The sequence below is a fragment of the Kocuria rhizophila DC2201 genome (assembly GCF_000010285.1).
Classification (GTDB): Bacteria; Actinomycetota; Actinomycetes; order Actinomycetales; family Micrococcaceae; genus Kocuria; species Kocuria rhizophila_A.
Genome location: NC_010617.1, coordinates 2,411,713 through 2,425,684, shown reverse-complemented (window position 1 = coordinate 2,425,684; position 13,972 = coordinate 2,411,713). Strand labels below are relative to the sequence as shown.

10 protein-coding genes are annotated in these 13,972 nt (G+C 69.9%); 5 read left to right on the top strand and 5 right to left on the bottom strand.

The genetic code is table 11. The annotated features are described in order from the left end of the window. Nucleotides 1-44: 44 nt before the first annotated feature. The gene (locus KRH_RS10425; RefSeq protein ID WP_012399173.1) at nucleotides 45-1,616 is read left to right on the top strand and encodes an amino acid permease; all 1,572 of its coding nucleotides are present in this window, start codon (nucleotides 45-47) and stop codon (nucleotides 1,614-1,616) included. Nucleotides 1,617-1,702: 86 nt separating this feature from the next. Here the strand turns inward: KRH_RS10425 and KRH_RS10420 are convergent, their stop codons facing one another. Then, on the bottom strand, nucleotides 1,703-2,944 hold the full coding sequence (locus tag KRH_RS10420) for an MFS transporter (RefSeq protein WP_050738073.1): 1,242 nt from the start codon (nucleotides 2,942-2,944) through the stop codon (nucleotides 1,703-1,705). 271 nt (nucleotides 2,945-3,215) lie between these two features. Between KRH_RS10420 and KRH_RS10415 the strand changes: the two genes are divergently transcribed. Beyond that, nucleotides 3,216-3,650, top strand: a complete 435-nt coding sequence (locus KRH_RS10415) for an acyl-CoA thioesterase (RefSeq protein WP_012399171.1) — start codon at nucleotides 3,216-3,218, stop codon at nucleotides 3,648-3,650. After that, nucleotides 3,647-4,561, top strand: a complete 915-nt coding sequence (locus KRH_RS10410) for an SMP-30/gluconolactonase/LRE family protein (RefSeq protein ID WP_012399170.1) — start codon at nucleotides 3,647-3,649, stop codon at nucleotides 4,559-4,561. The genes KRH_RS10415 and KRH_RS10410 overlap by 4 nt, the downstream gene beginning before the upstream one ends. Before the next feature lie 128 nt (nucleotides 4,562-4,689). On the opposite strand, the gene KRH_RS10405 is transcribed toward KRH_RS10410, so the two are convergent. The 4 genes from KRH_RS10405 to KRH_RS10390 form a co-directional block, all read right to left on the bottom strand. After that, nucleotides 4,690-6,375, bottom strand: coding sequence for a dipeptide ABC transporter ATP-binding protein (locus KRH_RS10405; protein WP_041297426.1), 1,686 nt, complete (start codon nucleotides 6,373-6,375; stop codon nucleotides 4,690-4,692). After that, the gene (locus KRH_RS10400) at nucleotides 6,375-7,475 is read right to left on the bottom strand and encodes an ABC transporter permease (protein ID WP_012399168.1); all 1,101 of its coding nucleotides are present in this window, start codon (nucleotides 7,473-7,475) and stop codon (nucleotides 6,375-6,377) included. The genes KRH_RS10405 and KRH_RS10400 overlap by 1 nt, the downstream gene beginning before the upstream one ends. Further along, on the bottom strand, nucleotides 7,468-8,394 hold the full coding sequence (locus KRH_RS10395) for an ABC transporter permease (RefSeq protein ID WP_012399167.1): 927 nt from the start codon (nucleotides 8,392-8,394) through the stop codon (nucleotides 7,468-7,470). Before KRH_RS10395 ends, KRH_RS10400 begins: the two co-directional genes overlap by 8 nt. A gap of 88 nt (nucleotides 8,395-8,482) precedes the next feature. After that, complete coding sequence (locus KRH_RS10390) at nucleotides 8,483-10,120, bottom strand: peptide ABC transporter substrate-binding protein (RefSeq protein ID WP_012399166.1); 1,638 nt, start codon at nucleotides 10,118-10,120, stop codon at nucleotides 8,483-8,485. A 270-nt stretch (nucleotides 10,121-10,390) separates the two neighbouring features. Between KRH_RS10390 and KRH_RS11825 the strand changes: the two genes are divergently transcribed. Then, on the top strand, nucleotides 10,391-11,677 hold the full coding sequence (locus KRH_RS11825) for a TetR/AcrR family transcriptional regulator (protein ID WP_012399165.1): 1,287 nt from the start codon (nucleotides 10,391-10,393) through the stop codon (nucleotides 11,675-11,677). 170 nt (nucleotides 11,678-11,847) lie between these two features. Beyond that, entirely contained in the window at nucleotides 11,848-13,947 is a 2,100-nt protein-coding gene (locus tag KRH_RS10380; RefSeq protein ID WP_012399164.1) for a 3-hydroxyacyl-CoA dehydrogenase NAD-binding domain-containing protein, read from the top strand. Nucleotides 13,948-13,972: the final 25 nt, after the last annotated feature.

Here is a 13,972-nt window from a genome sequence, read left to right as displayed (position 1 = left end):
GGTGCCGCGCACCCTTCCCACCAACCGACAAAAGGTGTTCTCCCATGGCTTCGCACCCCTCCGATCCCCTGCCGTCCGGCGGGGAGGAGACGCGCACCCAGTACGTCGCCGAGCAGGAGGGGTACAGCAAGGGACTCACCGCGCGCCAGATCAACATGATCGCGATCGGCAGCTCGATCGGCACGGGTCTGTTCCTGGGCGCCGGTGGCGGTCTCGCGGACGCCGGCCCCGCCCTGTTCCTGCTGTACGCGGTCGCCGGGTTCTTCGGCTACCTGATCCTGCGCCAGCTCGGGGAGCTGGTGATGCACCGGCCGTCCTCGGGCTCCTTCGTGTCCTACACGCGCGAGTTCTACGGGGAGAAGGGCGCGTACTTCGTGGGCTGGATGTACTGGCTCTCGTGGGCCTCCACCACGGTGGTGGACGCCACCGCCATGGCCATCTACGTCAAGTGGTTCGGGCAGTACAGCCAGTTCGTCGCGGACCTGCCGCAGTGGCTGCTGGCCGCGGTGGTGCTCGTGGTGGTCATGGCCACCAATCTGATCTCCGTGAAGGTCTTCGGGGAGATGGAGTTCTGGTTCGCGGTGGTCAAGGTCTCCGCGCTGGTGGTCTTCCTGGTGGTGGGCGTGGCGTTCGTGCTCTTCGGGACCCCCACGGGTGCGCCCACCGGGTTCTCGCTGATCACCGAGAACGGCGGGATCTTCCCCAATGGTCTGCTCCCCGCCCTGGTGGTCTCGCAGGGCGTGGTGTTCGCGTACTCGGGCATCGAGCTGGTGGGCATCACCGCCGGTGAGACCCAGGACCCGCGCAAGACCATTCCCAAGGCCATCAACACGGTGATCCTGCGCATCGCGCTGTTCTACGTGGGCTCCATCCTGCTGCTCACGCTGCTGCTGCCGTACACGGCGTACTCGGCGGACGAGTCCCCGTTCGTCACGTTCTTCAGCTCCATCGGCATCGACGGCATCGGGCCCATCATGCAGCTCGTGGTGATCACCGCGGCGCTGTCCTCGCTCAACGCGGGCCTGTACTCCACGGGCCGGATCGTGCACTCCATGGCCATGGCCGGTTCCGCGCCCAAGTTCACCGGGAAGATGACGCGCTCGGGTGTTCCCGCGGGCGGCATCCTGCTCACGGTGGGCGTGGGGGCGCTGGGCGTCATCCTCAACTACTACGTCCCGGAGGAGGCGTTCAGCATCGTGCTGAACATCTCCGCGATCGGCATCCTGGTGGGCTGGGCCGCCATCACCCTGCCGCACCAGAAGTTCGTGCGGCTCTCCAAGCAGGGCCTCTACCAGCGCCCCGCGTACCGTGCGCCGTTCGCGCCGTACACCAACTGGCTCACCATGGCGTTCCTCGTGGGCGTGATGATCCTCGTGGCGCTGGACTACCCGCTGGGTACCCTCACCGTGGCCTCGATGGCCGTGGTGGTCCCCGTGCTGATCGTCGGCTGGTTCCTGGTGCGGGACCGCGTGCGCGCCATTGCCGCCGAGCGCGAGGGCTACACGGGTGCGTTCCCCGTGGTCGTGGGTCCGCCGGTCGCGGAGGGCGAACGACGCCGCGCGGCCCGCCGCACCGACCGTCCCACCGACGGCACCGGGGACGCGGACGCACAGTAGCCGCCCCCCCCACCCAGCTCACGACGACGCCGTCCCGGTCGCCCCCGGGGCGGCGTCGCCGTCCGTGGGGTCCAGCGGGGACGCCCTCAGCGGCCCCGCAGCGCGGTGGCGGTCGCGAGTGCCACGAGCAGCATGGCGGCCACACCCAGCCCCGAGAAGCCCACCGCGGCGAGCACGGGACCGGCGAGGGCGCCGCCCGCCGCGCCGCACAGGTTCATCACGAGGTCCGAGGTGCCCTGCAGCCCGGGCCGGTCGTGGGCCGCCACGGACTCGGTGACCATGGTGGATCCGGCCACGGTGGACGCGGACCAGCCGAGCCCCAGCAGGACCAGGGCGGCGAGCACGAAACCGTGCTGGTCCGAGCCCAGCCACGTGAGCAGCAGCGCCGCCACGAGCAGCCCCTGCCCCAGCAGCACCGTGCCCACGCGCCCGATGGTGTCCGCGAGCCAGCCGAACACCGGCGAGAGCGCGTACATCCCGGCCACGTGCAGGGAGATGGTCAGGCCCACCACGGACAGCGTGGCGCCGTGGCTGGTCAGGTGCACCGGGGTCATCGACATCACGCTCACCATCACCGCGTGGGACAGCGCGACCACCAGCACGGCACGCCGCGCGGCGGGGACCGTGCGCACGAGGGTGAACCCGCCGGCAGGATCGGGCCTGTTCGCCACCGGTCCGCCCCGGGCGAGCGCCACGGCCAGAGGGTCCGGGCGCAGCCCCACGAAGTAGACACCGGCACCCAGGCACTGCGCGCACAGCGCGATCACGAACCCGCCCGTGAACGGCGGCAGCCCCAGAGCGCGCCCGATCGCCTCACCGGGGCCGAAGAGGTTGGGGCCCACCACGGCCCCCACGGTGGTGGACCACACCACCAGGGACAGGTCCCGCGCCCGCGTGCGGGCGGCGGCCGCGTCCGTGGCCGCGAAGCGGGACTGGAGGTTCAGGGCGGTGCCCGCACCCAGCAGCCCCATGCCCACGAGCAGGACCGGGAGCAGGTCCAGGGTGGCGGCCACCACGATCACGGCCGCGCCCAGGACCGCCACGAGGGCACCGGTGCTCAGCGACACCCGGCGGCCCCGGCGCTGCGCGAGGCGCGCCAGCGGGATGGCCACCAGGGCGGCACCCAGGGTGTTCATCGTGGACGCCGTGCCGGACAGCGCACTGTTCCCGGAGACCTCCGTGATCAGCAGGGCGCCGAGGGTCAGCGTGGCACCGGCGCCGAGCCCGCCCAGGATCTGCCCCAGGGCGAGCACGCTCAGCACCCGGCGCTGGAACCCCGGCCCGGGGTCCTGCAGTTCTGCGCTCGCGGCCCGCGTGGTGGCACTCATGACCGCATCATCGCGGACGACGCCGCCGCGCGCCACCGTGCCGCCCGCACCGGACGCGCATCGGCAGTGGTGCGCAGCGTGCGGGAGCCCCGGCGGGCGGGTGCGCGTGCGGCGTGCGGGTGCGCGTGCGGCGTGCGGGTGCGCGTGCGGGGGAGACCCGCACTCCCGCCTGGGGCGGACGGCGGCACAGGACCCGGTGCGCGGCGTGCGGGGGCTGCGGAGCGGCGTCGTCGTTGCGCGGCCCCGAGCCCGCCCGCATAGGCTGGGGCGCATGAGACAGCCCGGCGACATCTCGTTCCGCACCCGCAAGTGGGTCAAGCCCGAGGACCTCAACGCCAACGGCACCCTGTTCGGGGGTTCGCTGCTGCGGTGGATCGACGAGGAGGCCGCGATCTACGCGATCGTGCAGCTGGGCAACCGGCGGGCGGTCACCAAGTACATGTCCGAGATCGAGTTCGTGTCCTCCGCGGTGGAGGGGGACCTCATCGAGATGGGCCTCACCGCCACCCGGTTCGGGCGCACGTCCCTGACCATGCGTGCGCAGGTGCGCAACATGATCACGCGCGAGCTGATCCTGAGCATCGACAAGATCGTGTTCGTGAGCCTGGACGAGAACGGCGAGCCCGTGCCGCACGGCTATACGGAGATCACCTACGACCGTGACCGCATCCCCGCACCCACCAGCCCGAGGAGGCCGCAACTGTGAACCAGCTGACAGCGCAGAGGATCACCCCGTCCTGGATGCACCACGCCGAGGGGCCGTGCTGGAGCCGGCAGTGGGGCGGGCTGGCCTGGGTGGACATGCTCGCCGGGGACGTCATGACGTTCACCCCGGAGGACCAGCCCCGCCGGCAGCACGTGGGGGACGTGGCCGCGTGCGTGCGTCCCCGGGCGGGCGGCGGGCAGCTCGTCGCCGTGGAGCGCGGGGTGCTCCTCACGGACGCCCACGGAGCGGTGGCGCGGGAGACCACGCTGTGGCAGACCCCGGAGATCCGCATGAACGAGGGTGGTGTGGCCCCGGACGGCTCCTTCTACGTGGGGTCCATGGCGTACGACCAGGCGGAGGGCGCCGCCACGCTGTACCGCGTGGCCACGGACCTCAGCTGGGAGCCCGTGCTCGAGGGCGTGAGCATCTCCAACGGCATCGCGTGGTCCCCGGACGGCACGCTGGCCTACTACAACGACACCCCCACCCACGAGGTCTCCGTGTTCGACTGGAGCGCCGAGGGCGGGCTGCGCAACCGCCGCACGTTCGTGGCCCCGGTGCTGGACGAGCACGCCGCCGCGGCGGCCACTGACCCGGAGGAGAGCTACGAGCCGGGCAGCGTGTCCGTGAGCCCGGACGGGCTGACCGTGGACTCCGAGGGTGCCGTGTGGGTGGCCCTCAACGGCGCGGGCCAGGTGCACCGCTACCTCCCGGACGGCACCCTGGACACCGTGGTCACGGTGGGCGCCAAGCAGACCACCGCGTGCACCCTGGGCGGGGAGGACCTGCGCACGCTCTACATCACGACGTCGCGCGAGAACCTCCCGGAGGACGTCCAGCCCACCGCGGGCTCGCTCTACGCCGTGCGCGTGGCGGTCCCGGGTCAGGTCACCGCAGCGTTCGGGGGCTGAACCGCGCGGCGGGGCGCTGGCTGAGACCGCCCACCAACGACGACGCCCTGGTTCCCCTTTCGGGGAACCAGGGCGTCGTCGTTGCCGCCGGGTCGTCCCGGCCCGGCACAGCGGTCGAACCGCCGGGGTCAGACCGCGTTGATCAGACCCGCACCGGGGATCGCCGCCAGCAGCTGGCGGGTGTAGTCGGTCTGCGGGTTCTCGAACACGGAGTCCGTGGAACCGCGCTCCACCAGCGAGCCCTTCTGCATCACGCACACGTTGTCCGCGATCTGGCGGACCACGGCGAGGTCGTGCGTGATGAACAGGTAGGTCAGCCCGAGGTCGTGCTGCAGCTCGGCCAGCAGGTTGAGGATCTGCGCCTGCACCAGCACGTCCAGAGCGGAGACCGCCTCGTCGCACACCACCAGCTCGGGGTTCAGCGCGAGCGCACGGGCGATCGCCACGCGCTGGCGCTGACCGCCCGAGAGCTCATTGGGGTAGCGCGCGAGCATGGACTGGGGCAGGGAGACCTGGTCCATGAGCTCACGGACCTTCTTCTCCCGTTCCTTGGACGTCCCGACGCCGTGGACCTTCAGGGGCTCCTCGATGGTGCGGTAGATGTTGTACATCGGGTCCAGGGAGCCGTACGGGTCCTGGAAGATGGGCTGCACGCGCCGACGGAAGGCGAACATCTCCTTGCCCTTCAGCCCGGCAACGTCCTGCCCGTCGAAGACGATCGACCCGGAGGTGATCGGCTCCAGCCCGAGCATCATCTTGGCCACCGTGGACTTGCCGGAGCCGGACTCGCCCACCACGGCCGTGGTGGTGCCCCGGGGAATGGAGAAGGACACCTTGTCCACCGCCGTGAAGTCCTCGGAACGGCCCCAGGACCCGCGCAGCTTGTAGACCTTGGTGAGGTCCTGGACCTGCACGAAGTCCTGCTTGAGCGCCGTCTGCATCGCCGTCTTGGGATGTTCGGCCAGCAGGTCCTCGGACTCCACCCCGCGGGTGCGGGCCACCTCGATGCGGCGGGAGGCCAACGAGGGTGCGGAGTCCACGAGCTTCTGGGTGTACGGGTGGCGCGGGTTGCGCAGCAGCTGCAGGGCGGGCCCCGCCTCCACCACGTGACCCTTGTACATCACCACCACCTTCTGGGCGCGCTCCGCGGCGAGGCCGAGGTCGTGGGTGATCAGCAGCACCGCGGTGCCGAGCTTGTCGGTCATCGTCTGGAGGTGGTCCAGGATGGTGCGCTGGACCGTGACGTCCAGGGCCGAGGTGGGCTCGTCCGCGATCAGCAGCCGCGGCTGGCAGGACAGACCGATCGAGATCAGCGCACGCTGGCGCATGCCGCCGGAGAACTCGTGCGGGTATTGCTTCGCACGCTTCTCCGCGTCCGGCAGGCCGGCCTGGCTCAGCACGCGGGCGACGTCCTCATCCTTCGCGGGCAGCCCGTTGGCCTTGAGGGTCTCCCGGACCTGGAAGCCCACCTTCCACACGGGGTTCAGGTTGGACATGGGGTCCTGGGGGACCATGCCGATCTGGCTGCCGCGCAGCTTGACCTTGCGCTTCTCGCTGGCGTGGGTGATGTCCTCGCCGTCGAAGATGATCTTGCCCGCGTTCACGCGGCCGTTCGCGGGCAGCAGCCCGATCGCCGCCAGCGCGGAGGTGGACTTGCCCGAACCGGACTCGCCCACGATCGCCACGGTCTCACCGGGCATCACGGTGAAGTTCGAGTCCTCCACGGCCTGCACCTCACCCGTGGCCGTGGTGAACGCGATCCCGAGATCACGCACTTCCAGCAGGGGGCGGTTGTTCTCCTGGGACATGCTCATCACTTCTTCCGGGCCTTCGGGTCCAGCGCGTCGCGCAGCGCGTCACCGAGCATGATGAAGCTCAGGACGGTCAGCGACAGCGCCAGGCCGGGCCAAAATACGGGCATCGGGTTCGAGCGGAAGGCGTCCTTCGCGTCCGAGATGTCGTTGCCCCAGCTCATCATGCTGGGCGGCAGGCCGATGCCGAGGTAGGACAGAGTGGACTCGGCCACGATGAACGTGCCCAGCGAGATCGTGGCGATCACGATCACCGGCGCCATCGCGTTGGGGATGATGTGGCGCATCAGGATCCCGAAGGAAGACACGCCCAGCGAGCGGGCACTGACCACGTAGTCCGCGTTGCGCACCTCCACCACCGCGCCGCGCATGATGCGCGCGATCTGCGGCCAGCCGAACAGCACCAGCACCACCACCAGGGTCCACACCCCGCGGTTGGCCTTGAAGAACGGCAGCTGCATGACCACCAGGGCACCCAGGATCAGGGGCAGCGCGAAGAAGATGTCGCCCAGGCGCGCGAGAACGCCGTCGATCCAGCCGCCGAAGTAGCCGGCCAGCGCACCGATGATCCCGCCGATGACCACCACACCGATGGTGGTGAACAGACCCACCATGAGCGAGGCCCGGGTCCCGGCGATCACGCGGGAGTACACGTCGCAGCCCTGGGCGGTGAAGCCCATGGGGTGGCCCGCGGAGGCCTTGCCGTTGGAGTTCTCCAGCAGGCACTGCGAGGACGCCGCGGAGGGGTCCTGGGTCCAGAACAGCTGCGGGAAGAGGGCCACCACGATCACCAGCACGATCAGCAGGGCCGCGATGATGAACGTGGGCTTCTTGCGCAGCTGCCGCCACGCGTCGCGCCACAGGCTCACGGGAGCGCCCTCGGCGGAGCGGGAGTCGGTGGCCGAGACCGGGGTCTGGGCCACGTCCGCGACGAAGTGCTCCATCATGATCCCGGTGCTCACCCCGCCGAGGTCCTTCTGGTGGGAGCCGGCCGGGGTGTCGGCGGTCTCCCGGACCTCGCGCACGGCGGCCTCGTGGGAGCGGGCCTCGGGGTTCAGGTCCCGGCCCGCGGCGTCGTTGTTCTCGAAGTTGTTCTCAGGCATAACGGATCCTCGGATCGAGCCAGGCGTAGAGGAGGTCAACCAGCAGATTGGCCACGCAGAAGATGATCACCATCACGGACACCACGGAGACCACCATGGGTGCGTCCCCGAGCGTGAGTGCCTTGTAGAGCTGGTTGCCGATGCCGGGGACGTTGAAGATGCCCTCGGTGACGATCGCGCCGCCCATCAGTGCACCCAGGTCCATGCCCAGGAAGGTGGCCACGGGGATCATCGAGTTGCGCAGGATGTGCACCCGGATCACGCGGCCGCGGGTCAGGCCCTTGGCGGTGGCGGTGCGCACGTAGTCCGCGCTGGCGTTCTCGGCCACGGCCGTGCGGGTCAGGCGCAGCACCTGGGCGAAGGAGACCAGGCCCAGCACGATGCCGGGCAGGATCAGGTCGCTCCAGTCCGCGGCGCCGGAGACGGTCGGCTTGGCCAGCCCCCACTTCACGCCCACGAAGTACTGCATCACGAAGCCGAGCACGAAGATCGGCACGGCGATGACGATCAGGGAGACCACTAGCACGGTGGAGTCGAACCAGCCGCCCTTCTTCAGCCCGGCGTACAGGCCGAAGGTGATGCCGAAGATCGCCTCGAACACCAGGGCGATGATCGCGAGCCGGACGGTCGCGGGGAACGCGCCGGCGAGCACGTCGCTGATCTCGCGTCCGGAGAAGTTCACGCCGAGGTCGCCGGTGAGCAGACCTCCGATGTAGCTGAAGTACTGCACGAAGAACGGGTCGTTGAGGTGGTACTGCGCGGTCAGCGCGGCGGCGACACCGGGCGTGCAGCCCTTGTCCCCGCACAGCGCGTCGAGCGGATCACCGGGGGTCATGAAGACCAGGAAGTAGACCAGCAGCGTGGCGCCGAAGAAGACGGGGATCAGCTGCAGCAGTCTTTTGACCAGATACCAGGCCAAGAGGGGCTCCTCTCTATGACACGTGGTGACAGGGAGGCGCGGACTTCACGCGCCTCCCTGTCACCACGTGTGCATCGGGGTCAGAAGATCAGTTCTTGGTCTTCTCGACCTTGTAGTACTCGGGAACGCCGTCCCAGCCGGTGCCCACGCCGGACACGTTCTCGGACCACGCGGTGTTCGCCTGGTTGTACCAGAGCGGGATGGAGGGGAGGTCCTTCAGCAGCATGGAGTCCGCCTCCTGGAACTTCTTCACCCCGTCCTCGGAGCTCTTGGCCTCGAGACCCTCGTTCAGCTTCGCCTCGAACTCCGGGTTGTCGTACCGGGAGTCGTTGGAAGAGGCGCCCTTGGAGAAGATGGGGCCCATGAAGTTGTACATCGAGGGGTAGTCGGCCTGCCAGCCGGAGCGGGTGGCTCCGGTCAGCTTGCCGGCCTTGGCGTCGGTGCGCAGCTCCTTGAAGGTGGAGTAGGACTTGCCCTCCACCTCGATGCCCAGGTTGTTCTTGACCTGGTTGGCAACGGCGTCCACCCACTTCTTGTGCCCACCGGCGTCGGCGTTGTACGCGATGGTGAGCTTCTGGGACTTGTTGTAGGGCTGCATCTTCTCGGCCTTGGCCCACAGCTCCTTGGCCTTCTCCTTGTCGAACTTGGTGTTCTCGGAGTTGGGGATGCTCTCGTCGTAGCCCTCGATGGTGGGGGCGGTGAAGTCCGTGGCGGGGGAGCGCGTCTCGTTGAAGATCACCTTGGTGATCTCCTGGCGGTCGATGGCCATGGACAGGGCCTGGCGGCGCAGCTTGCCGGCCTCGCCCTTCCAGTTGTCCTGGTACTCGGGCACGGCGAGGGTCTGGATGCCGGCGTAGGGCTTGTCGGAGTAGCGGTCGCCGAGGTCCGACTTGTAGTTGCCCAGTGCGCCGGTGGGGACCTGCTGCAGGACGTCCAGGTTGTTGGAGATCAGGTCCTGGTAGGCGGTGTCCGGGTTCTGGTACAGCTTGAAGGTGATGCCGCCGTTCTTGGCGGCCTCCGGGCCCTTGTAGTCGTCGTTCTTGACCAGGTCGATGCTGGAGTTGTGCTGCCAGGCGCCGTCCTTGGCCATCTTGTAGGGGCCGTAGCCCACGGGGTTCTCGCCGAAAGCCTTCATGTCCTTGAATGCGGAAGAGGGCATCGGGGCGAACGCGGTGTAGCCCAGGCGCTGCTCGAAGTCCGACTGCGGGGAGACCAGCTTGACGGTGAAGGTGTGGTCGTCAACGGCCTTCAGCCCGGACATCTTGTCCTCGGTGCTGCCCTCGGCGGAGACCTTCTCATAGCCCTCGATGGGCTCGAAGAAGGTCGCGGTGCCCTGGGCGTTCTTGGCCGCGGCGCCGTAGTTCCAGGAGTCCACGAAGCTCTGGGCGGTGATCGCCTCGCCGTTGGTGAACTTCATGTCCGGCTTGATCTTGATGGTCCAGGTCTGCTTGTCCTGGGACTCGATGGACTCCGCGAGGTCGTTCTGGGTCTTGCCCTCGGAGTCGTAGCTCACCAGGCCGTTGAAGATCTGCTGGATCACCAGGCCGCCACCGGTCTCGGTGGTGTTGGTGGGCACCAGCGGGTTCTGGGGCTCCACGGAGTCCGCAGTGATGATGGCGCTGCCGTCGGCGGAGCCGTTGGAGTCGCCGCCGCCGCTGCAGGCGGTCAGGGAGATGGCCGCCACTGCGGCGACACCGAGAGTCTTGGAAATGCGGGAGTAACGCATCTCGCCTCCTCAAAAGCGAAGTGGAACGAGGGCTTATGAGGCCAGCGTCCGGGAATTCGAAATGGATATGACGACATCCGGTGATCGGTTGCTGGGGTTGTGCCCCAAGAACACCGCTGAGTGTAGCCCACGTCACCCCGGGTCGAGCGTTGCGCACCGGCGTGTCCGACGCGCTCGCCGCAGGGCCTGCAGACCGGTTCCCGTGCGACTCCGTCTCAATGCGGCTACCCTCGATCCCACAGCCGCCCGTCGTCGTGTGAGGAGACCCAGATGAGTGAGGCCAGCGCCGTCACCGAGGACGTGGTCACGCGCTCCATCCGCATGCTCGCGGACCACGGGTACATGGAGACCACCGTGGAGCAGCTCGCCCAGGCCGCAGGCATCAGCCGGGCCACGTTCTTCCGCAAGTACGGCAGCAAGGAGGACGTCGTCTTCGCGGACCACGCGGCCACCCTGGAGCGGCTGGAGGCCCTGCTGCAGCGCCCGGGACTGTCCCCGCAGGACGGCCTGGTGGAGGGCGCGCAGCTCGTGTTCCGCCACAACCTGGACCACGCGCAGCGCGCGTTCGCCCGGCACGACCTCCTGCAGCGCGTCGAGTCCCTGCGGGACCGTGAGATCGCCATGTCCTCGCGCTACGAGCGGGTCTTCCATGCCTTCCTGCGTGCCGCCCTGCCCGACTCCCCGGACCGCCGCGTCACGGCAGTGGCGCTGCCCGCGGCCACCGTGGCGGTGCACAACGCGTTCCTGCGCACGTGGCTGCGCGGTCCGAGGCCGGGGCAGGGGGAGCAGCTCGCGGCTGCGCTGAGCAGGCGGGTCGTGTGGCTGTGTGCGCTGTTCGGCGTGATCCACCAGGAGACTGCCCCGTCCGGCTCGCCGGTGGACCTCTCGTTCTCGTCCGCACAGGTCTCCCTCGAGCTCGACGACGCCGCGGCGCCCCCGTACGCTCACGGCTCCCCGTCCCCGGCGGGTCGCCCGACCGCGAACGACGCCGCGTCGTCGGGTGCCGGCGCACCCGGATCCTGGTCCCCTGCCGGGGCCACGGCCCCGGCAGGAACCTCGTCCTCGTCGGACGCCTCGGCCGGTGACGCCGCAGCGCCCCCGGGGGCTGCCCCGTCGGGCCCGTCGTCCTCGGGCGGGACCCCGTCCTCTCCTGACGTTTCCGCCGACGACGACGCGGCGACTCAGGAAGCTGCCCCATCGGGCCCGCAGCTGTTGAGGGGGACGCCGTCCGCGCTGTACGCCCCGGCCGAGGACGATGCCGCGACCCCGGAGGCTGACCCGCCCGGGTCCTCGGCCGGTGCGCCGGTCGGGGGCGGGGTGGACACCGCACGCGGGCGTGACGTCGGCGCGGACCCGGACGGGTCTGCGGCGGGACCGGGGGAGCACGGCGAGCCTGCGCTCGCGAACCCGCGCGGCGGCGTCGTGGGCGGGAACCGGACCGACACGGTGTGGGTGGGCGGCGATGCCCCGATCGTGGTGCTCGTGCCCCGTGGCGGGAACCCCGCGGACGTCGCCGAGCGCACGGCACGCTCCGTCTACGAGGCGCTGCGCGGCTGACGCGCGCCCCTCCGCCACGCTGCGGGGCCCGTTGTCGGGCGCGCCCGGGGAGGTGGGGCCGGGATGGTCGGACCGCGGCGGGATGTCTTGACCTGAGACTGCGTCTCAGGGCAGACTTCGAGACGAATCCTGTGGCCCAGGCCACCCCTCACCCAGACTCAGGAGCAAGTGTGAGCGATCAGTCCTTCCCGTCCACCGTGACCATCACCGTGACCCACCCGGTGCTGCCGGGCCGGGAGAAGCCCATCGCGTTGGTGTCCCTGGACTCCACGGCACCCAACGGGCTGGTGATCTGGGGTTCGGAGGCCATGCGGGATCTGCAGCGCGAGCTGTCCGCGATCGACACCTCCCAGGTGGAGGCCGTGGTGGTCACCGGCAACACCAAGTCCTTCGGCGCCGGAGCCAACCTCAAGGAGATCCGCGCGGCCCAGCTCAGCGGCACCTCGGACGAGTACGTGGGCTCGGGCCACGACGCCTTCGGGGTGCTCGCGGAGATGGACGTCCCCACGTTCTCGCTCATCACGGGCGTGGCCCTGGGCGGCGGCCTGGAGCTCGCGCTGCACACGGACTACCGCCTCTCCACCTCGGGCAAGGCACCCATGGGCCTGCCCGAGTGCCACCTCGGGTTCTTCCCCGGCTGGGGCGGCGTCTACCTGCTGCCGCACCTCGTGGGCGCGGAGGCCGCGCTCAGCATCATCGTCACGGACTCGATGCGCGGTAAGAACCTCAACCCCGCCAAGGCCGCTCAGATCGGTCTCGTGGACGCCGTGCTGAACGGTGCCCCCGGCACGGACGAGTGGGAGACCTCGTGGCAGACCTGGGTCGTGGAGACCCTCGAGGGCAAGCACGAACCCCGCCGCACCACCGACGACGAGCAGACCTGGACCGCCGCCGTGGAGAAGGCCGCCGCGAAGGCCGAGAGCGCCTGGCACGGTGCCGCCCCCGGCCCGGTGGCTGCCATCGAGCTCGTGGGCCGCGCGCGCACCGAGTCCCGCGTGGTCAACGGCGAGGCCGCCGTGGAGGCGTTCACGCAGATCGTGCAGTCCGACGCCGCCCGCGCGTCCCTGTACGCGTTCGAGCTCGTGAGCGCGCGCAGCAAGCAGGCCGCCAACGTCCCGGACGCCCCCGTCCGCGAGATCAAGAAGGCCGCCGTGATCGGCGCGGGCCTCATGGCGGGCCAGCTGGCGTCCCTCATCGCCCAGGGCGCGCGCATCCCGGTGGTCATGACCGACCTCGACGACGAGCGCCTGGCCGCCGGTGTGCAGCGCACCCGGGACCGCTTCGCGGCTCAGGCGGAGAAGGGCCGGATGACCCCGGAGCAGGCCGAGCAGCTCGGCTCGCTCATCACGGGCGCCCGGAGTCCGGAGGACCTCGCGGACGCGGACTTCGTGATCGAGGCCGTGTTCGAGGAGCTGGACGTCAAGCGCCAGGTCTTCGCCCAGTGGGAGCCGGTCATCAAGGAGGACGCGATTCTCGCGACCAACACCTCCTCCCTCTCCATCACCGCCATGGGCCGGGACCTGCAGCACCCGGAGCGACTCGTGGGCTTCCACGTGTTCAACCCCGTGGAGGTCACCCCCCTGCTGGAGATCGTGGCGGGCGAGAAGACCGACGACTCCACCCTGGCCACCGCGTTCGACCTCGCGGCCAAGCTGCGTCGCATCGCCGTGCGCGTGGAGGACGCCCCGAGCTTCGTGGTCAACCGCGTGCTCACGCGCATGTTCGACTCGATCGGCCGCGCCATGGACGCCGGGGGAGACCCCGAGACCGTGGACCACGCCCTGGACGCCATGGGGCTTCCCATGACCCCCCTGCAGCTGCTGGACTTCGTGGGCCCCGCCGTGCTGGTGCACATCACCCACACCATGAACGACGCCTACCCGCAGCGCTTCACGCTCTCCCCGTGGCTGGACGCCGTGGCGGACGCCGGTCTCAAGAACACCCTGCCGGCCCGCGGGGAGTCCTCCGAGACCTACCTGTCCGAGGGCGCCAACGAAGCCCTGGAGCGCACGCGGCGCGAGAACGGCGTCACGGCGCAGTCCGGCGACGGCGCCGGCGGCCAGCTGCTCACTCGCGTGCAGGACGCGCTCGCGGAGGAGATCGGCTACATGCTGGACGAGGGCGTGGTGGCCTCGGCCCGGGACATCGACCTCTGCATGATCCTCGGCGCCAACTACCCCTTCCACCTCGGCGGCATCACCCCGTACCTGGACCGCTGCGGCGCGGCCGAGCGCGTCCGCGGTGCCCGGTTCGACGCCGCCCAGCAGTAGCAGCTTCCAGCAAGGATCGAGGAGT